The organism is Xanthomonas campestris pv. phormiicola, from assembly GCA_025666215.1.
Lineage (GTDB): Bacteria > Pseudomonadota > Gammaproteobacteria > Xanthomonadales > Xanthomonadaceae > Xanthomonas_A > Xanthomonas_A campestris_A.
On the sequence record CP102593.1, the window covers coordinates 3,953,627 to 3,972,017 of the forward strand.

Here is an 18,391-nt window from a genome sequence, read left to right on the forward strand (position 1 = left end):
GTTTCGCCGGCGCCTGGGAGGGGGTGAGAACCCCCGGGTTCGACAGGTGGCATCGCCACCTGCACGGCGAAGCCGCCCGTAGGGCGAGGCATCGAAAGATGCCGAGTGCATCCCCCTCTCTCCGCCAGATTCGAATTGCGCTTCCCTCGCAGGGTTTCTTCGCCGCCGGCGAAAGAACTCAAAGGGAAAGACCGCGCCACGGCGCGGTTTCGTCTCTATGGTGGCCCCGTCGGCCCCTCGCGACGCTAGGTCGAAAACTCCGCCAGGGCCGGAAGGCAGCAACGGTATCGATCGACGCGGGCGCCGAGGTCAGCCGGCGGGGTCGCCACCCTAATTCTGAAACGCAGCCGCACGGGTCGATTCGACGCCTGTACAGATGGCGTTGTGCGCGCGAGCTATGGCCATGGATAGCATGGCGGCAATTCGCTCAAGTCCTGGCCAGTCATTGGCACCGGCCGTGGGACGGCCCGGACATCCCCGCAACGGCAGCGCTCCCTCAGCGCGGTCAGCCGGCGGGGTCGCCACCCTAATTTCGCAGCGCAGCCGCACGGGCCGATTCGACGCCGGCTTGCGCGGTTCGCGCCTGCTGGTCCGCCGCGTCGCGGCCGACACCGCAGGCGCTATGTCTCCGGGTGCAACCAGCCGACGTCGCCTTCGCGGTAACGCTCGCGCTTCCAGATCGGCACCCGCGCCTTGACCTCGTCGATGACGTAGCGGCAGGCGCCGAAGGCGGCGTCGCGGTGCGCCGCGACCACGCCCACCCAGACCGCCAGGTCGCCGATCGCCAGCTCGCCGACGCGATGCACGCAACGCAGGTCGAGGATGTCGAAGCGGGCCAGGGCTTCGTTGGCGATGCGCCGGCCTTCGGCCTCGGCCAGCGCCGCATAGGCCTCGTAGCGCAGGCCATCGACCGCGCGGCCGTCGTTGTGGTCGCGCACCCAGCCTTCGAAACTGGCATAGGCGCCGGCCTGCGCATGCGCCAGCGGCGCGCGCAACGCGGCGATGTCGAGGGCACTGTCGGCGAGATGGAAGCGAGGCGTGTCGGCCATCGGTCAGCCTCCCGAAACCGGCGGGATGAACACCACTTCGCTGCCTTCGCGCAGCGCGTCGTCCCAACTCACGAACGCACCGTCCACGGCCACGCGCAGGCGCTGCGACGGCCAGCGCAGGCCATGCCGCGCGTCGAGTTCGGCATACAGCGCGCGCAGGTCGGCCGCGGCGGTGCGCACCTGTTCGCGCTCGATGCCCGCCGCTTCGCGCAGGCTGGCGAAATACAACACCGTCACCTGCACGCTCATGCCGCATTCCCGACGTCGCGCTTGCCGCCGCGCTTGCCGAGCAATCGGACCGGGCCGATCGTCATCGCGTGGGTCAGCGCCTTGCACATGTCGTAGACGGTCAGCGCGGCGACGCTGGCGCCGGTCAGCGCCTCCATCTCCACACCGGTGCGGTGCACGGTGCGCACCGTGCATTCGATCCGCAGCACTTGCGGCGAGGCCCAGTCGATCGCGAAGCGGCAGCCGTCGATCGGCAGCGGATGGCAGAACGGGATCAGTTCGTGGGTGCGTTTGACCGCCATGGTGCCGGCGATCACCGCGGTGTCGACGATGCCGCCCTTGGCGCTGCGCAGCGCGTCGGCGCGCAATTGCGCGGCCACGGCCGCGGGAAAACGCACGCGCGCCTCGGCCACCGCAACGCGCGCGGTGACCGCCTTGGCCGAGACGTCGACCATCGTCGGCAGTCCCTGCGGGTCCAGATGGGTCAACGTCTTGCTCGCCGCGACGGCGTAGTTGGCCTTTTCTTCGCTCATAGACTGCGCTGCCGCTCCCACGGCACCCTGCTCAGGCGGCGCCGGGAATCGGCGTGCCCTGGTGGAACAGCATGCGCCATTCGCCGTTGCGGCAGCGCCACAACGAACTGCGCAGCGCATGCCGCACCGGCGCGCCGTCGCCATCGCGGCGCTCGCTGCGATAGCGCAACTGCGCCAGATCCGGCGCCGGCAACCACGCCTGCAAGTCGAACGCGCGATAGCGGACCGCGCCGGCCTCTGCGGGCAATGCCTGCAGCAGCGCCTGCCTGTCGATGCTTCGCCCGGACGCACCGAACTCGATGAACGCCTCGTCGAGCAGCGCCGACAACCGCGCGACCGAGGCGCGCGTCGCCGGCTCCAGCAATTCCAGCTCCAGCGCGAACAACCGCTGCTTCAGCGCCTCGTCCATCCCGCTCATCCGCCGATCAGGAACATCTCGACGTGCTTGCCGCGCGCCGCGCGCGCATCGCCGCGCAGTTCGCTGTAGCGGTCGCCACGCTGGCCCCACAGCGCCCGCACGCGCTCGGCCAGCGCATCCTCGCCGCCGGCCAGGGCCGGCTTCAGGTCGGTGCCGGCGGCGGCGAACAGGCAGGTGTAGAGCTGGCCGTCGGCCGACACGCGCGCGCGATGGCAATCGCCGCAGAACGGCGCGCTGACCGAACTGACGAAGCCGATCTCGCCGCCGCCATCGACGAAGGCATGGCGCGCGGCGACTTCGCCGGCGTAGTGCGGATCGAGCGTGCGCAACGGCCAGCGTGCGGCGATGCGCGCGTGCAATTCGGCCGAAGGCACCACCCGTTCGCGGCGCCAGGCATTGCAGGTGCCCACGTCCATGTACTCGATGAAGCGCAGCACGTGGCCGCTGCCGCGGAAATGCGCCAGCAGCGGCAGCACCTGGTCGTCGTTGATGCCGCGCTGGACCACGCAATTGATCTTCACCGGCCCAAGCCCGGCCGCCACCGCCGCGTCGATGCCGGCCAGCACCTGCGCCACGTCGCCGCGATCGCCGGACATGCGCCGGAAGGCCGCCGCGTCGATCGCGTCCAGGCTCACCGTGACCCTGCGCAATCCCGCATCGCGCAGGGCCTGCGCGTGCCGCGCCAGCAGCGAGCCGTTGGTGGTCATGGCCAGATCGTCCAGGCCGGGAATGCGCGCCAGCCGCCGCACCAGTTCGGGCAGGTCGCGGCGCAGCAGCGGCTCGCCGCCGGTCAGGCGCAGCTTGCTGACGCCGTTGCGCACGAAGCCGCGCACCAGCGTCTCGAGTTGTTCGAACGACAACCGCGAGGCCGCATCGAAGCCGTAGTCGTCGGGCACCTTGTCGGCCGGCATGCAGTAACCGCAGCGGAAATTGCAGGCCTCGATCACCGACAGGCGCAGATCGCGCAGCGGCCGCCCCAACCGATCCACCGGCGTGGCAGGCGCCAGCGGCAGCGGCGGTCGCAGCACGGCGCTCATGGCGCCGGCACCTGCGGCGCGCGCGGCGTCTGCAGCGTCACGCACTCGCCCGGCCGCGCGACGCGGTGGCCGCGCGCGCGCAGGGCCTCGGCATCCTCGGCGCTGGCGTAGTGGTACAGCATCATGCGTTGCAGCAACTCGGCGGGATAGTCCCGTTCCAGGTCATCCGCCCCAGTATGCGACGGGTTGCCGTGAAGACCGCAGTCATGCGCGACCAGCTCGCCGTCGCCGGCATAACGGCTCAGCATTTCCGGGATCGGCCGGGTATCGCCGCTCCACACCAGCGCGCCCTGCAGGCGCAGCCCGTAGGCGGTGTCCGGCCAGTGGTGGCGCACCGGGAACACCTCCAGCCGCACCCCGTCGTGCCAGAACGCATCGCCGACCGCGATCAGCTGGAACGCGTCCCAGAAATTGGCGCCGCCCTCGGCCAGCACGTTCGGGTAGTCGCCGATCCGGCGATGCAGCAGCGGCAGCACCGGCGCCGGCACGTAGACCCGCACCTTGCCGCGCCGCGCCGAGAAATAGGCGTCCACGAACAGCCGCTCGAACCCGGCGACGTGGTCCAGGTGCACATGGGTCACGAACAGCGCCTGCGGCATCGCCCCGTAGTGCGCCTGGTAGGCGCTCAGGCCCTCGCCGCCGCAATCGATGCTCAGCCACGGCGCACCGTCGCGCTCGATCGTGGCCATCGGCGACCCCAGCTCCACCGCCGACGCATTGCCGACGCCCTGGAAGCGCAGTGCCCAGGCCATCAGTAGCCCCGGTTCCAGGCCAGGTCGTAGGCGCGGCGCAGGCGCGCGTAGTCCTTGTTGACCTCGTCCACGCTGCGCTCGCCGCGCAGCTTCAGCAGCGAGCGGTGCAGGCGCTTGAGGTTGCGCTCGCGCCAGCGCGTGGCCGGGATGCGCAGCACGCCGCGGTCGAAATCGATCAGCCAGCCGCGGCCGTTGCCGTCGAACAGGATGTTGTGCGCGTTGAGATCGGCGTGATCCAGCCCGGCGCGGTGGAAGCGCGCGACCAGCCGCCCGGTCTCCTCCCACGGCGCGCCGCGCCCGGCGACATGCGCGCGGTCGGCCAGCGAGCGCACCCCTTCCAGCCTTTCCATCAGGATCGCGGCGCGGTAGCGCAGCCCCTGGCGCAGGTAGCAGGCGGCCAGCGGCCGCGGCACCGGCAGCTTGCGCGCGATCAACGCGCGCATCAGCCGGAACTCGGCGAAGCTGCGGGTACGGTCGGCGCCGGACCACAGGTAGCGATCGCGGCTGAGCTTGGCGACCAGGCCGCCGCGCCGGTACTGGCGCAGCACGCAGGCGCCGAACGGGGCATCGACGAACCAGGCGCCGCCGCGGCCGCCCTCGTCCACCGGCCGCGCGCGCTCGGCCCAGTGGGCCGCGGAGAACAGCGCCGGCTCGGCTTGCCGCAGCCGTTGGCGGTCGAACAGAATGGCGCCATAGCCGCGGCCCTCGCGGTACGGCGTCAGCGCTTCGGTGGCGTCGAATGCAACCATTCAGCGAGTCTAACAACACCATGGCAGCAACGCTCCCTTCGCTGTGCCTGTTGCGCCTGTCGGCGCTGGGGGACGTGACCCATGTGGTGCCGCTGGTCCGCACTCTGCAGCGCGCCTGGCCCGCCGCGCCGCCGCTGCACTGGATCATCGACAAGGCCGGGCACAGGCTGCTCGACGGCCTGCCCGGAGTGATTTTCCACGACTACGACAAGCGCAGCGGCCTGGCCGGCATGCGCGCGCTGCGCCGCGACCTGCCGGCGCAGGGCTTCGATGCGCTGCTGCAGATGCAGGTGGCGCTGCGCGCCAACGTGCTGTCCGCGTTCGTGCGCGCGCGCCGCCGCATCGGCTACGACCGCAGCCGCTCCAAGGACCTGCACGGCCTGTTCGTCAACGAGCGCATCCCCGACCGCCCCGGCATCCACGTGCTCGACGCGATCGGCAGCTTCTGCGAACCGCTGGGCCTGCGCCAGAGCGAGGTGCGCTGGGACCTGCCGATTCCCGACGACGCGCACGCCTGGGCGCAGGCGCAATGGCCCGAGGATGGCCGCCCGGCGCTGCTGATCTCGCCCTGCTCCAGCCACGTGCGCCGCAATTGGTACGCCGACCGCTACGCCGCGGTCGCCGACCACGCCGCCGCGCAGGGCTGGCGGGTGGTGCTGTGCGGCGGGCGCAGCGACCTGGAGCGCAGCAGCGCCGATGCCATCGTCGCGGCGATGCGCGCGCCGGTGCTGGACCTGGTCGGGCGCGACACGCTCAAGCAGCTGCCGGCGCTGCTGCAGCGCGCCGCGCTGGTGATGACTCCCGACTCCGGCCCGATGCACATCGCCAATGCCGTGGGCAGCAAGGTGCTGGGCCTGCACGCGGCCAGCAACCCGCGCCGCAGCGGCCCGTATTCGGACATCCGCTACTGCGTGGACAAGTACGACGCGGCGGCGCGCAAGTTCCTCGGCAAACCGGCCGAACACCTGAAATGGGGCAGCAAGATCGAAGTCGACGCGGTGATGGCGCTGATCGGCGTGGACGACGCGATCGCCGCGTTCGAGCGCTACCGCGCCGACCAGGGCATGTAAGCCGGCTTGTGCGCGGGCCGAGCGCGGCCTTACCATGCGCGAGCGCGTCCGCCACCGTTTCGGTCTGCGGACGCCGCCGTAAGCGTTTACGTCAAGCAACGCGCCAACCGCGCCGGATTCGTCCGGGGCCGTTTCCCGTCAGCGCCTCGGCGCCCACGGGTGGCGCCTTTGCTTCGACCGGCTTACGGAGTTCGCACCATGTCCCGTTCCCCTCGGTTTTTCCCGCGCAAGCTGCATCCCCGCCATGCCGGCTGGGTGATGCCGCTATTGTTGTCGATCCTGATGACCTGCGTGGTCTCGATGATCAGTACCCTGCGCACGGTCGGCCTGGCGCCGGGCGTGTACGCGCTGTGGCTGGGCGCCTGGGCGTTGTCGTGGCTGATCGCCTTCCCCACCCTGCTGCTGGCGTTGCCGCTGGTGCGGCGGCTGACCGCACTCCTGGTCGCCCGCGCCTGATCCACCCGTTCCTGGCCCGCACGGGCCGCACCGGGAGGCGGCAACGCCTCCCGGATGCTTCGCTCAGGACGCCGCGCCGCGGTAGTCCTGGTAGGACTTCTCTTCGACGTAGCTGGAGCCCAGCGCCAGGTTGATCTCCTTCTTGATCCGCGCGCGCTCGTCGTTCTCGTAGTACACGCTGCGGGCGAGCTTGATGAATTCCTCGTCGAAGGCCTGCGCCTTCTCCTTGATCCGGATCTCGTCCTCGATCACCCACAGGCGCTCGTTGACCGCCTTCAGCTCCAGGCGCAGGCGGGCGACGTCGCCGCTGGCGGCCGGATGCGCCATCCAGGTCTTTTCCAGCGCCGACAGCTCCGCGCGCACGTTGGCCAGCTTGGCCGCATCGCCGATGCGCTCGGACTTGATCTGCAGGATGGCGATCTTGTCGAGCAGTTCGCCGAAGGACACGGGGACGAGGATTTCGGACATGGGCACACCCAGGCGAGAGTTGAGAGGAAGTGTAACGAGCAGGCCTTAAAGCCATGTCGGCGCGGCGTGGCCGCGGCCGTCAAAAAACAAAAGGCCCCTGACGGGGCCTTCTGCGCACGGACGATACTGCTGCCGCAAAACTGGCGGGAAGGGGGGGATTCGAACCCCCGAGGCGCTATAAACGCCTGCCTGATTTCGAGTCAGGTACATTCAACCGCTCTGCCACCTTCCCGGGTGGTCCCCGGCGGACCGGGGGCGTGCATCATACGGTTCCCGCCGCGCGCGGACAAGCGCCACGTCGCAAGGCAGCGCGGCGCCCGCCCTGGTAGCGCCATGAACCCCGCCTGCCCCGTGGCGCGACCAACGATTGCCTGATGTCCGCTTGGCCGCGATGATGCCGTTTGAATGACAGGAAGCCGGGCCGGCCGCGGGCACGCAATGATCGAATTCGGACACCTCACCCACGTCGGCCTGCGCCGCGAACTCAACGAGGACACCTATTACGGCGACAACGAGCTCGGCCTGTGGCTGGTCGCCGACGGCATGGGCGGCCATGCCTGCGGCGAGGTGGCCAGCGCGCTGGCGCGCGAGGCCATCGTCCGCGAGGTGCGCAGCGGCACGCCGCTGGCGCAGGCGATCCGCATCGCCGACGAAGAGATCATCCGCGCCTCGCGCCGGCGCAACGACACCTTGCCGATGGGCACCACCGTGGTCGCCGCGCGCGTGCAGGGCAACCGCTTCGAGGTGGCCTGGGTCGGCGACAGCCGCGCCTACCTGTGGCGCGACGGCAAGCTGGCCCAGCTCAGCCAGGACCACAGCTACGTGCAGGAACTGATCGCGCAGGGCGCGCTGACCGCCGAGCAGGCGCGCGCGCACCCGCACCGCAACGTGGTCACCCAGGCGCTGGGCGTGACCGATCCGCTGCACCTCAACGTGGCCACGATGACCGGCGAACTGCGCCCGGGCATGCAGTTGTTGCTGTGCAGCGACGGGCTGACCGAGGAAGTGGACGACCCCGGCATCGCCGCCACGCTCGGCTACGACGACTGCAGCGCGCAGGAATGCGTGGACACGCTGGTGGCGGCCGCGCTGGACGGCGGCGGCTCGGACAACATCACCGCGATCCTGGTGCGCTGCCACTGAGCGCAGGCTGGTGGCGCGACCGGCGCCGGGCGCGAGCGCGGGAGCGGCAGGTCGGCGGCAGGTCGGCGGCATCGACGCCGCCGCGGCGCCCAGGCGACGCCCCTGTCTTTCTCGAAGCGCTGTGCGCTGCCGCTGCGCCAGCACCCAGCTTCCTTGCGCGGCCATGCCGTTGCGCCGGCGCGCGCCCAGACCGGCGGTCGCGCTGCTTTGCGTGGGTCGCTCCTGCGCAAGCGCTGCTGCACCAGCGTGGCGAATCCCCAGGATGGACAAACCCCAAGGGACCCACGCCGACACATGCCGCATCCCCGCGCTGCGGCTGCTCAGCCAGCCACGGCCTCGGCGAGCGCCGGCTCGGCGGCGTCCCACAGCGCGCGTCCGGCCTTCTTGCGCAGCTTTTCCAGCCGCGCCTGGTGCGCCTCCAGTTCCGATGCGGTCGGCAGCACCCGCGGCCGCGGCAGCAACGTCGCCATGTCGAACACCGCGCGTTGACCATCGGCGTGGTTGCCGCGCTCGTCGGCCAGGGCGAAGCCGATCTCCTCCTGCCCCGAGGTCAGCGCGATGTAGACATCGCTGAGGATCTGCGCATCGAGCAGCGCGCCGTGCAGTTGCCGGTGCGAGTTGTCCACACCCAGCCGCTTGCACAGCGCGTCCAGCGAATTGCGCTGGCCCGGGAAGCGCTCGCGCGCCAGCAGCAGCGTGTCGATGACCGTGGCGCGGTCGAGGACGCGCCCGTAAGAGTCGCCCAGCCGCGACAGTTCGTAGTCGAGGAAGCCCAGATCGAACGAGGCGTTGTGGATGATCAGCTCGGCGCCGTCGATGAACGCCAGGAACTCGTCCACCACCTCGTAGAACTCCGGCTTGTCGGCGAGGAATTCCAGGGTCAGGCCGGTGACTTCCTGCGCGCCGGGTTCGAAGTCGCAGTCCGGGCGCAGGTAGCGGTGGAAGTTGCGCCCGCTGGGGCGGCGCTCGAGCAGTTCCACCGCGCCGATTTCGACGACGCGGTTGCCCTTCTTCCATTCCAGGCCAGTGGTTTCGGTATCGAGGATGATCTGACGCATGGGGCTCGCTGCAGGATGAGGCGTGGGAAGGATCAGGACGCGACCGCGGCGCCGCCGGCGCGCACCCGCAGCGCCTGGTTGCGCGCCAGCACGTCCACCCGCTCGTTGTCCGGATCGCCGCTATGGCCCTTGACCCAGCGCCAGTCGATCGTGTGCCGCTGCGCGGCGGCGTGCAGCCGCTCCCACAGGTCGCGGTTCTTGACCGGATCGCCACCGGCGGTCTTCCAGTGCCGCCGCACCCAGCCCGGCATCCATTCGGTGATGCCCTGGCGCACGTACTGCGAATCGGTATGCAGCACGATCTGGCACGGCTCGCTGAGCGTCTCCAGCGCCATGATCGCGGCCATCAGCTCCATGCGGTTGTTGGTGGTATGCGCCTCGGCGCCGGCGACTTCGCGCTCCAGGCCCTTGTAGCGCAGCAGCGCGGCCCAGCCGCCGGGGCCGGGATTGCCGAGGCAGGCGCCGTCGGTATGGATATCAACAGTCTTCATGGTCGTCCAGGAATCAGATGGAGGCGGCCGAACCGCGCCAGCGTACCGGCGCGCGCAACGGAATGGGACCGATGCCGGCGGCCGTGCGTTTTTCCGCCTGCAGCAGGCACACCGCACGCAGCGGCGCGCCGGAGGTCGCCGAGCCGACGCCGCTGCGGGTCGGCCAGACCGGACCCAGATAGCGCAGCGGGTCGGTGCATGGCAGCCCGACCTGCTCCAGCAGGCCGCGCCAGCTACCCGGCGGCCGCGCCACCAGGCCCTGCCGGCGCCAGCGCAGCCGGTACGGGCTCACCGCGTTGAGCGCGAACAGCCACAGCCGCCCGCCCGGCAGCAGCACCCGCTCGCATTCTTCCAGCAACGCCGCGGCGTCGGCGCCGAGCACATGCTGCAGCACGATCGCGTTGACGCTTTCCGAGGGCAGCGGCAGCGGCAGCCGGCACACCAGGTCGCCGGCATAGCCGCGCACGGTGCGATGCAGGCGTACGCCGCGCCCCGGCAGCTCGCGCGCCAGCGGCGCGAACGGCACCGGCGCCAGCCACAACCAGGGCTGCGCGGGGCGTCCGAGCAAGGCCTCCAGGATCAACGGCTGCTCGGCCTGCAGCAGTTGCTGTGCCACCGCCGTATCAAACCAGGATGAGACGGCGGCTTGACGAGGGAACGGGGTGGCAGGCATGGTGCCAATTCTATGCGACTGATCGCCCTGCCCGCATTCCAGGATAATTACATCTGGGCGATCGCCGCCGCGGATGGCCGCGCCTTGCTGGTCGACCCCGGCCAGGCCGAGCCGGTGTTCGAGGCCGCCGCGCAAGGCCTGCAACCGGCCGCGGTACTGCTGACCCACCATCACGACGACCACATCGGCGGCGTGGCCGCCTTGCGCGAGCGCTGGCCGGACCTGCCGGTGTACGCCCCGGAAGACCCGCGGATCCCGTTCGCCAGCCAGCGTGTCGGCGACGGCGAGCGCGTCCAGATGCTGCATTGGGAGTTGCAGACCCTTGCCGTGCCTGGGCATACGCGCACGCACGTGGCCTATGTCGGCCATGGTCATCTGTTCAGCGGCGATACGCTGTTCAGCCTGGGCTGTGGACGCATGTTCGAAGGTACGCCCTCCCAGATGTTGGGTTCGCTGCAACGGCTGGCCGCTCTCCCGGGCGCCACGCTGGTGTGTTGCGGACACGAATACACCCTGGCCAATGCGGCATTCGCCGTCACGGTCGATCCCACCAACGCTGCCTTGCGGCAGCGCCATCAGGAAGTCCAGGCCATGCGTCATGCCGCCCGTCCCACTGTTCCCGTCAGTCTCGCCAGCGAAGTGGCGACCAATCCGTTCCTGCGCACCGCCTCGGCGGCGATCCAGCAGGCGGTCGGCGCCAGGCTCGGCCGCGGCGCCCGCGACGAAGTGGAAGTATTCGCCGAATTAAGGCGCTGGAAAGACGATTTTCGCGCATGAGGTCGCTGCTTTTGACGGCGGCGCTGACGCTGGCGATCGCCTCGGCAGCCCCTTCCGCGAATGCGGCGGCCCCCATCGGTGCGGCGCTGGAGCAGACCGTCGCCGGACTGAACGTGTTGCCGATGGACGCCGCCGCGCTGCCGCCGGCGACCACGCGTAACGGCCACACCATCCTCGCCAGCTTCCGCGACGGCCTGGCCGACGCGCAGTGCGACGGCGGCGACACCGATGCGCGCTGGAAGCAGCAGTTCTCGCGCGCGCCGGCGCGGCTGGCCAACGAGGACGAGGACGTGCTGCCGCTGTTCGGCTACGTGGTGGACGAATTGCGTGCCGCCGACCTGCCGACCGAGTTCGCGCTGATCCCGTTCGTGGAGAGCGGCTACCGCCCCGCCGCGCGCAACAGCGGCGGTCCGGCCGGGCTGTGGCAGTTCATCGCCGATACCGCCCGCAACCACGACGTGCCGGTCGAAGGCGGCTACGACGGCCGCCTGTCCGCAGTGGACTCCACCCGCGCCGCGGTGCGTTATCTGAAGACCTTGCACGGCATGTTCGGCGGCGACTGGCGCCTGGCGATCATGGCCTACAACGCCGGCGAATACCGCGTGCTGCAGTCGATGCGCCGCGCCGGGATGAACGCGCAGAACGCGCAGCCGGCCAAGTTGCCGGGGCTGTCGCCGATCACCTATGCCTACGTCGAGAAGCTGCACGCGCTGGCTTGCGTGCTGGAGCAGGCGCAGACCCGCGACGAATGGATGGCCTCGCTGGACCGCGAGGTGCCGATCCTGCAAGCGCGCACCCTGCCCGCCGGCATGGCGCTGGACGAGTGGGCGCAGCAGCAGGCGCTGCAGGGCAACCAGGTCGCGCGGCTGAACCCGGCGCTGGGCAGCGCACGCAGCAGCAGACGCGCGCTGCCGGTCCTGGCGCCGGTCGGCAACGGCAGCAGCAGCGCCACGTCCGCCGCCGATGCCATGGCCGCGGCGACGCAGCCGCAGGCCGAAGCACCGGCGACGCGTGCCGTCGCCAGCATCGCCGAGCCCACCCCGCCGCGCATTCGCTCGCGTACGCCATCGGCGCGGCGCACCCACACGGTCCGCGACGGCGACACCGCCTGGACCATCGCCAAGCGCTACGGCATCACCGTGCAGACGCTGTTGGCGAAGAACGGCCTGTCCGCGCGCAGCGTGCTGCGCCCGGGCATGGTGCTGAGCTACGAGGAATAGGCACAGGGAGCCGGCGAGACCGCGAGAGCGGCAACCGGCAGCGCTGCCGACCCCGGCCAACGCAGGATGCCACTTGCGGGAGCGACTGAAATCGCTCCAACAGCTTGGCGAACAGTTGAGAGAAGCGAGAGCGTCAAGCGCTCCCGCCTTGGTCAGCGCCGCGGTCCAAGGCAGGCATGGGCCGCCCCATGTCGCCAGCGATCATGGCCAACGGCGCTGACGCTGCCGAGCGCGACCGCCCTGCACGTGCGTCACGCGCCCGCACCGATGGCCCGCGCGCGCGTCAGCGGCCACACCGCGCGCACTGGCGCTCCCTTCTCCCCTCGGGAGAAGGTGCCCCGAAGGGGCGGATGAGGGTACGACGCACCAGCGCATGCGCGAAGCACCTGCACACTTCCTTGCCGCCCTTGCGGCCCTGCCGCAGCGACCGCGTCACGACGCATGATCGCGCGGCACATCACCGCACATCCGAATGTCCCAAGTGATCCCTAGTGCTCCGTGTGCCGGAGTGCCGAATGTCTCAAGTGCCCGGAGTGCAGACCCACAAACGAACAAACCCGGCAGGACCGGGCTTGTTCGCATCACGCATCGGCGCAGACGGCGATTACAGATCCGCTTCCTGCACGCTGACCTTGTAGCGCTTGCGCATCGCATCGATATACGCCTTCGCCGCGGCGGCGCCTTCGATCTGGCCCAACTGCTGCTTCAGCGTCGCCTGCTGTTCCGCCGGCACCTTGCTCAGGTCGCCCGGATTCACCTTGTTGAGCACGAACAGCGCGTAGCGCTTGGCGCCGCCCGGCACGCCGTTCGCCGACAGCTCGACCTTGCCTACCGACGGCTTGCCCGCGGCCGGCAGCGGCGCGCTGAAGATCGCGCGGTTGGCTTCCGGGCTCGGCATCGGCACGGTGCGCGGCAGCCCCGGCATCGGGTTGATCTGCAGCTTCTCCGGGCCGGCCAGCACCTGCAGCGTTTCGCCCTTGCGCAGCTTCTCCAGCAGCGCGTCGGCCTTCGCCGCGGCCGCCTTGGCGGTGCGATCGGCATGCACCGCGGCCACCACCTGCTCGCGCACCTTGGCCAGCGGCTGGGTCTGCTCGGGCAGGTGCTGGGTGACGCGGATCAGCACGCTGTGGTTCGGGCCCAGGGTGATCGGATCGCTGACCGTGCCGTCCTGCACCAGCGTGTCGGAGAACGCCGCGCGCAGCACCGCCGGCTGCGCGGCGACGCCGCTGGCGTCGGCGCGCGAGAACGGTCCCAGGGTCTGCACCGGCAAGCCAACGTCCTTGGCCGCCGGCGCCAGCGCGGTCGGGTTCTTCAGCACAAGGTCGACCAGCTTGCCGCTCAGATCGCTGTAGACCTTCTCGTTGTCGGCCTGCAGCTGCTCGCCGGCCAGCTGGTCGCGCACCTGCTCGAAACTCTTGCCCTGGCCGCCCTTGATCTCGCGCAGCTGGATCACGTGGTAGCCGAACTCGCTCTTCACCGGGCCGACGATGTCGCCGGCCTTCATCGCGAACAAGGCGTCCTCGAACGGCTTGATCATCACGCCCCGCTCGACCCAGCCCAGGTCGCCACCGGCATTCTTGGAACCCGGATCCTCGGAATTGGCGCGGGCCAGCGCGGCGAAATCGGCGCCAGGCTGCCTGGCCTCGGCCGCGAGCTTGGCGGCCTTGGCCTCGGCCGCCTTCTGCGAGGCGGGATCCTTGCCGGCGCTGATCAGGATGTGCGAGGTCAGGCGCTGATCGGGCTCGACGAAACGGGCCTGCTCGTCCTCGTAGCGCTTGCGCAGCGTCGCCTCGTCGGCCGGCTTGGCCGCCGGCAGCTTGCTCGCGTCCAGTTCGACGTATTCGATCGACACCCGCTCCGGCTGCTTGAAGTCGGCCTGGTGCGCGTCGTACCACTGCTGCACCTGCGCGTCGCTGACCGGGGTGGTGTCGGCCGGCTGTTCCGGCAACAGCGCAAGGTCAACGTCGCGGGTTTCGCCGAGCATCTTCAGCAGGCGCTCGGTTTCCTGCCGGGTCGCGAACGCCGACTCCATCAGCGCCGACGGGATCAACGACTGCTGCATGCCGTCGCGCACCAGCTGGTCGAACATCGCCGGCGTCCGCGGCGGCATGGTCGAGGCCAACGCCAGGCGGTAACGTTCCGGATCGAACTTGCCGTCCTTCTGGAACGCCGGAATGGTGCTGATGTAGTCGCGTATCGCGGCATCGCCGACGACCACGTGCGCCTGCTCGGCGGCCAGCTTCACCACCTGCTCGTCGATCAACTGGTCGAGCACCTTGCGCTTGTTGTCGGCGCTCTCGAACTCGCGCGGATCGAAGTTCTCGCCCTGCTGCTCGCGCGCCTGCTGCCGCGCTTCCTCGAAGCGCGCACGGAACTGCTCGGTGCTCACCTCGTGGTGACGCCACAGCAGCGAGGCCGGCCACCACGACGGTGCCGACGACCACCATGACGGCGGCGCCTGTACCTTGGCGACGTTGTTGGCACCGACGCCACCGAGATAACTGCTGTCGATGACGAACAGGAACGGAATCATCAACAGGCCGATGATCGCGGTGGCGATCCAGCCCGAGGTCTTTTCGCGGAGTTTCTGCAGCATTGGTTGGGAACCGAGGCCTGTTGGCGAGCCGCGCAGTTTAACCCGCTTCATGCCCTGCGGCGGAATGGCGTGCCGCGGGACCTGGCCCGCAAGAACATCCGCGGCGCGCGCGGCCATGCCAGGCGGCGCACTCCGGAAAAAAGAAACCCCCGATCGCTCGGGGGTTTCGCGTACAAAACTGGCGGAGTGGACGGGACTCGAACCCGCGACCTCCGGCGTGACAGGCCAGCATTCTAACCGACTGAACTACCACTCCGCTTTTTGAACGGAGGCAGGCACGAGGCCCGCAATCTCTGGGTATCTGCGCAGCGCAGGGCGCGGCGGATGCTTCGAGAAACGAAACCCCCGATTTCTCAGGGGCTTCGGTGCAACTGGCGGAGTGGACGGGACTCGAACCCGCGACCTCCGGCGTGACAGGCCAGCATTCTAACCGACTGAACTACCACTCCGCTTTTGAAACTTGTCGCTCGGTGCCCTGGTGGGTGCTGAGGGTTTCGAACCCCCGACCCTCTCCGTGTAAAGGAGACGCTCTACCGCTGAGCTAAGCACCCTAGCGAGTCGATTAGTTTACGGCATCCTTCAGCGCTTTGCCAGCCTTGAAGGTCGGATTCTTCGACGCGGCGATCTTGATCGAGTCGCCGGTCTTCGGGTTGCGGCCGGTGCGCTCGGCACGGTCGCGCACCTGGAAGGTGCCGAAGCCCACGAGGGTCACGCTGTCGCCCTTCTTGAGCGCCTTGGTGACTTCGGACACGAAGGCGTCGACGGCGCGACCGGCTTCGGCCTTGGAGATATCCGCAGCGGCGGCGATAGCGTCGTTCAGTTCGGCTTTATTCATTTCTTGATGACTCCATGTGCGGCAGAAAACCGCGGAATTGAGGATCGGGTGTCGGCTTGGCCTGCCTCGTCTGCGACGAGACCCCGATTGATTTTTTTACTACCAAGCACGCGCGTTCGCAGTGCTCGCAAGTCGTGCATTTATACCAGCGCCCCCCCACCCGCGCAAGCCGAAAAGCCAGCAACGGCGCGGGTTTGAGCCACTTGGGCGGATACGGTTCAGCGCCTTTCAGTGCTTGACGCGCGCGCTCGAGGATGCTTTCGGCTTGGGCTTGCGCCGCACCGGCGCAGCTTCGCCGGCGGCGGCGGCCTTCGGCTTCAACGGCGTCTCCAGCGCCAGGTCGAGCACTTCGTCGATCCACTTGACCGGCACGATCTTCAGGTCGCGGGTGACGTTGTCCGGAATGTCGGCCAGATCCTTGCGGTTCTCCTCCGGGATGATCACCGTATGGATGCCGCCGCGCAGCGCCGCCAGCAGCTTCTCCTTGAGCCCGCCGATCGCCGAGACGCGGCCGCGCAAGGTGATCTCGCCGGTCATCGCCACATCGGCCTTGACCGGCACCTTGGTCAGCATCGACACCAGCGAGGTCACCATCGCGATACCGGCGCTGGGGCCGTCCTTCGGCGTGGCGCCGTCGGGCACGTGCAGATGCACGTCGTGCTTCTGCAGGAAGTCGACCTCGATGCCGAGCCGCTCGGCGCGCGAACGCACCACCGACAGCGCCGCCGAGGCCGATTCCTTCATCACGTCGCCGAGCTGGCCGGTCAGGATCACCGCGCCCTTGCCGGGAACCAGGGTCGATTCGATCTGCAGCAGATCGCCGCCGACTTCGGTCCAGGCCAGGCCGGTGACCAGGCCGACTTCGTTCTGCTCCTCGGCACGGCCGAAATCGAAGCGGCGCACGCCCAGGTACTTGTCCAGGTTCTTGGAGCCGACGCTGACCCGCGCCTTGTCCTTGCGCACCGCCGCGCCCTTCTTCGCCGGCGCCTTCTTGGCCACCGCCGGCTGCGGACCGGCCAACGCGATTTCCTTGACCACCTTGCGGCAGATCTTGGCGACTTCGCGCTCGAGGTTGCGCACGCCGGACTCGCGCGTGTAGTAGCGCACGATGTCGCGGATCGCGTCGGCCGCGATCTCCAGCTCGTCGCCCTTCAGGCCGTTGGCCTTCAGTTGCTTGGGCACCAGGTAGCGCATGGCGATGGCGAGCTTCTCGTCCTCGGTGTAGCCGGGGATGCGGATCACCTCCATGCGGTCGAGCAGCGGGCCGGGGATGTTCAGCGAGTTGGAGGTCGCCACGAACATCACTTCGGACAGGTCCAGGTCCACTTCCAGGTAGTGGTCGTTGAAGGCGTTGTTCTGCTCGGGATCGAGCACTTCCAGCAGCGCCGAGGACGGATCGCCGCGGAAGTCCATCGACATCTTGTCGATCTCGTCGAGCACGAACAGCGGATTCTTGCTGCCGACCTTGTTGAGATTCTGCACGATGCGGCCCGGCATCGAGCCGACGTAGGTACGCCGGTGCCCGCGGATCTCCGCCTCGTCGCGCACGCCGCCGAGCGACATGCGCACGAACTTGCGGTTGGTCGCCTTGGCGATGGACTGGCCGAGCGAGGTCTTGCCGACGCCGGGCGGGCCGACCAGGCACAGGATCGGACCCTTCATCTGCTTCACCCGCGACTGCACCGCCAGATATTCCAGGATGCGGTCCTTGACCTTCTCCAGGCCGTAGTGGTCGGCGTCCAGCGTTTCCTGCGCGACCTTCAGGTCCTTGCGCACCTTGCTGCGCTTCTTCCACGGCACGCCCAGCAGCCAGTCGAGATAGTTGCGCACGACCGCGGCCTCGGCCGACATCGGCGACATCTGCTTGAGCTTGTTGAGCTCGGCCTTGGCCTTGGTTTCCACCGGCTTGGGCATGCCCGCCTCGGCGATCTTGCGCGCCAGTTCTTCCAGCTCGCCGGGCGCGTCGTCCAGATCGCCCAGTTCCTTCTGGATCGCCTTCATCTGCTCGTTGAGGTAGTACTCGCGCTGGCTCTTCTCCATCTGCGACTTGACCCGGCCGCGGATGCGCTTCTCCAGCTGCTGCACGTCGATCTCGCCGTCGACCAGGCCGACCAGCGTCTCCAGCCGCTCGCCCACTTCCAGGGTTTCCAGCAGGCGCTGCTTGTCGGCCAGGCGCACGCCGATGTGCGCGGCGATGGTGTCGGCCAGGCGCCCGGGCTCGTCGATGCCCGACAGCGTCTGCAGCAGTTCCGGCGGCAGCTTGCGGTTGGTCTTGACGTACTGCTCGAACAGCGACATCAGCGAACGCGCGATCGCCTCGACCTCGCGCTCCTCGCGCGACTCGGCCGCATCGATCTCGCTGCCTTCGCCCTGCAGCGCGCCGTCGCGTTCGACCACCTTGTCGACGCTGACCCGCGACAGTCCCTCGACCAGCACCTTGATGGTGCCGTCGGGCAGCTTCAGCAATTGCAGGACCTGCGCCAGGGTACCGACGTTGTACAGGTCGGCGGCCACCGGGTCGTCGGTCTCGGCGGATTTCTGCGCGACCAGCAGAATGCGCTTGTCGGCGTCCATCGCGTGCTCGAGCGCGCGCATCGATTTGTCGCGGCCGACGAACAGCGGGATGACCATGTGCGGGAAGACCACGACGTCGCGCAACGGCAGGACCGGCAGGTCGAGGACTTCGGATTTGGACTGGGCCATGAGGGTTCCGATGTGGGGTGCGGGAATGCGGAAAGGCGGGCATAAAAATGCCGATGGCCCCGTTATGGGGCCATCGGCTGGATGATGCAAGGGCAGCGAAAAAGCCCCTTTTCTTTCAAGCGCTTAGCCAGCCGC

At 69.2% G+C, this 18,391-nt stretch carries 19 protein-coding genes, 4 tRNA genes and 1 other RNA gene; 6 read left to right on the forward strand and 18 right to left on the reverse strand.

What is annotated here, in order from left to right; translation table 11 throughout:
- Positions 1–226 precede the first annotated feature (226 nt).
- An RNA gene (gene ffs, locus NRY95_16460) (signal recognition particle sRNA small type) lies at positions 227–323 on the forward strand.
- 297 nt (positions 324–620) lie between these two features.
- Here ffs and NRY95_16465 read toward each other — a convergent pair.
- From NRY95_16465 to NRY95_16495, 7 genes are read right to left on the reverse strand one after another with little or no spacing between them, the layout of a single operon-like run.
- A complete protein-coding gene (locus NRY95_16465; GenBank protein ID UYC15304.1) occupies positions 621–1,049 on the reverse strand; it encodes a molybdenum cofactor biosynthesis protein MoaE in 429 nt (142 codons plus the stop codon).
- Positions 1,050–1,052: 3 nt separating this feature from the next.
- Entirely contained in the window at positions 1,053–1,298 is a 246-nt protein-coding gene (locus NRY95_16470; GenBank protein UYC15305.1) for a MoaD/ThiS family protein, read from the reverse strand.
- The gene (gene moaC / locus NRY95_16475; GenBank protein ID UYC15306.1) at positions 1,295–1,810 is read right to left on the reverse strand and encodes a cyclic pyranopterin monophosphate synthase MoaC; all 516 of its coding nucleotides are present in this window, start codon (positions 1,808–1,810) and stop codon (positions 1,295–1,297) included. Before moaC ends, NRY95_16470 begins: the two co-directional genes overlap by 4 nt.
- Positions 1,811–1,841: 31 nt before the next feature.
- On the reverse strand, positions 1,842–2,219 hold the full coding sequence (locus tag NRY95_16480; GenBank protein ID UYC18608.1) for a nuclear transport factor 2 family protein: 378 nt from the start codon (positions 2,217–2,219) through the stop codon (positions 1,842–1,844).
- Between the two features lie 5 nt (positions 2,220–2,224).
- On the reverse strand, positions 2,225–3,265 hold the full coding sequence (gene moaA, locus NRY95_16485; GenBank protein ID UYC15307.1) for a GTP 3',8-cyclase MoaA: 1,041 nt from the start codon (positions 3,263–3,265) through the stop codon (positions 2,225–2,227).
- Positions 3,262–4,017, reverse strand: coding sequence for an MBL fold metallo-hydrolase (locus NRY95_16490; GenBank protein ID UYC15308.1), 756 nt, complete (start codon positions 4,015–4,017; stop codon positions 3,262–3,264). The genes moaA and NRY95_16490 overlap by 4 nt, the downstream gene beginning before the upstream one ends.
- Positions 4,017–4,766, reverse strand: a complete 750-nt coding sequence (locus NRY95_16495) for a 3-deoxy-D-manno-octulosonic acid kinase (protein ID UYC15309.1) — start codon at positions 4,764–4,766, stop codon at positions 4,017–4,019. The genes NRY95_16490 and NRY95_16495 overlap by 1 nt, the downstream gene beginning before the upstream one ends.
- Positions 4,767–4,786: 20 nt before the next feature.
- Here NRY95_16495 and NRY95_16500 point away from each other — a divergent pair, with 20 nt between their 5' ends.
- Both NRY95_16500 and NRY95_16505 read left to right on the forward strand, forming a co-directional pair.
- Entirely contained in the window at positions 4,787–5,836 is a 1,050-nt protein-coding gene (locus tag NRY95_16500; GenBank protein ID UYC15310.1) for a glycosyltransferase family 9 protein, read from the forward strand.
- A gap of 198 nt (positions 5,837–6,034) precedes the next feature.
- A complete protein-coding gene (locus NRY95_16505) occupies positions 6,035–6,292 on the forward strand; it encodes a DUF2798 domain-containing protein (GenBank protein UYC15311.1) in 258 nt (85 codons plus the stop codon).
- Positions 6,293–6,355: 63 nt separating this feature from the next.
- Here the strand turns inward: NRY95_16505 and NRY95_16510 are convergent, their stop codons facing one another.
- Positions 6,356–6,760 carry a DUF6165 family protein gene (locus tag NRY95_16510; protein ID UYC15312.1) on the reverse strand — a complete coding sequence of 135 codons (405 nt, stop codon included), beginning with the start codon at positions 6,758–6,760 and terminating at the stop codon, positions 6,356–6,358.
- A 141-nt stretch (positions 6,761–6,901) separates the two neighbouring features.
- Positions 6,902–6,992 (reverse strand) — tRNA-Ser (locus tag NRY95_16515).
- Between the two features lie 206 nt (positions 6,993–7,198).
- On the opposite strand from NRY95_16515, the gene NRY95_16520 reads away from it, so the two are divergent.
- The gene (locus NRY95_16520; GenBank protein ID UYC15313.1) at positions 7,199–7,903 is read left to right on the forward strand and encodes a protein phosphatase 2C domain-containing protein; all 705 of its coding nucleotides are present in this window, start codon (positions 7,199–7,201) and stop codon (positions 7,901–7,903) included.
- Between the two features lie 320 nt (positions 7,904–8,223).
- Here the strand turns inward: NRY95_16520 and dnaQ are convergent, their stop codons facing one another.
- Genes dnaQ through NRY95_16535 form a run of 3 tightly spaced genes read right to left on the reverse strand, consistent with a single transcriptional unit; the run spans position 8,224 to position 10,125 of the window.
- On the reverse strand, positions 8,224–8,961 hold the full coding sequence (gene dnaQ / locus NRY95_16525; GenBank protein UYC15314.1) for a DNA polymerase III subunit epsilon: 738 nt from the start codon (positions 8,959–8,961) through the stop codon (positions 8,224–8,226).
- Between the two features lie 32 nt (positions 8,962–8,993).
- Positions 8,994–9,452, reverse strand: coding sequence for a ribonuclease HI (gene rnhA / locus NRY95_16530; protein ID UYC15315.1), 459 nt, complete (start codon positions 9,450–9,452; stop codon positions 8,994–8,996).
- Positions 9,453–9,465: 13 nt separating this feature from the next.
- The gene (locus NRY95_16535; GenBank protein UYC15316.1) at positions 9,466–10,125 is read right to left on the reverse strand and encodes a class I SAM-dependent methyltransferase; all 660 of its coding nucleotides are present in this window, start codon (positions 10,123–10,125) and stop codon (positions 9,466–9,468) included.
- Between the two features lie 12 nt (positions 10,126–10,137).
- Here NRY95_16535 and gloB point away from each other — a divergent pair, with 12 nt between their 5' ends.
- Together gloB and NRY95_16545 are read left to right on the forward strand one after the other, a co-directional pair.
- On the forward strand, positions 10,138–10,902 hold the full coding sequence (gene gloB, locus NRY95_16540; GenBank protein UYC15317.1) for a hydroxyacylglutathione hydrolase: 765 nt from the start codon (positions 10,138–10,140) through the stop codon (positions 10,900–10,902).
- The gene (locus NRY95_16545; protein ID UYC15318.1) at positions 10,899–12,122 is read left to right on the forward strand and encodes a transglycosylase SLT domain-containing protein; all 1,224 of its coding nucleotides are present in this window, start codon (positions 10,899–10,901) and stop codon (positions 12,120–12,122) included. The genes gloB and NRY95_16545 overlap by 4 nt, the downstream gene beginning before the upstream one ends.
- A gap of 604 nt (positions 12,123–12,726) precedes the next feature.
- Here NRY95_16545 and NRY95_16550 read toward each other — a convergent pair.
- The 6 genes from NRY95_16550 to lon form a co-directional block, all read right to left on the reverse strand.
- Positions 12,727–14,718, reverse strand: coding sequence for a peptidylprolyl isomerase (locus NRY95_16550; GenBank protein ID UYC15319.1), 1,992 nt, complete (start codon positions 14,716–14,718; stop codon positions 12,727–12,729).
- A gap of 179 nt (positions 14,719–14,897) precedes the next feature.
- Positions 14,898–14,974, reverse strand: a tRNA-Asp gene (locus tag NRY95_16555).
- Positions 14,975–15,090: 116 nt separating this feature from the next.
- Positions 15,091–15,167: transfer RNA gene (locus tag NRY95_16560), tRNA-Asp, on the reverse strand.
- A gap of 27 nt (positions 15,168–15,194) precedes the next feature.
- Positions 15,195–15,269 (reverse strand) — tRNA-Val (locus NRY95_16565).
- Positions 15,270–15,280: 11 nt separating this feature from the next.
- Entirely contained in the window at positions 15,281–15,553 is a 273-nt protein-coding gene (locus NRY95_16570) for an HU family DNA-binding protein (GenBank protein UYC15320.1), read from the reverse strand.
- A gap of 228 nt (positions 15,554–15,781) precedes the next feature.
- Positions 15,782–18,256, reverse strand: a complete 2,475-nt coding sequence (lon, locus tag NRY95_16575; protein ID UYC15321.1) for an endopeptidase La — start codon at positions 18,254–18,256, stop codon at positions 15,782–15,784.
- Positions 18,257–18,391 lie beyond the last annotated feature (135 nt).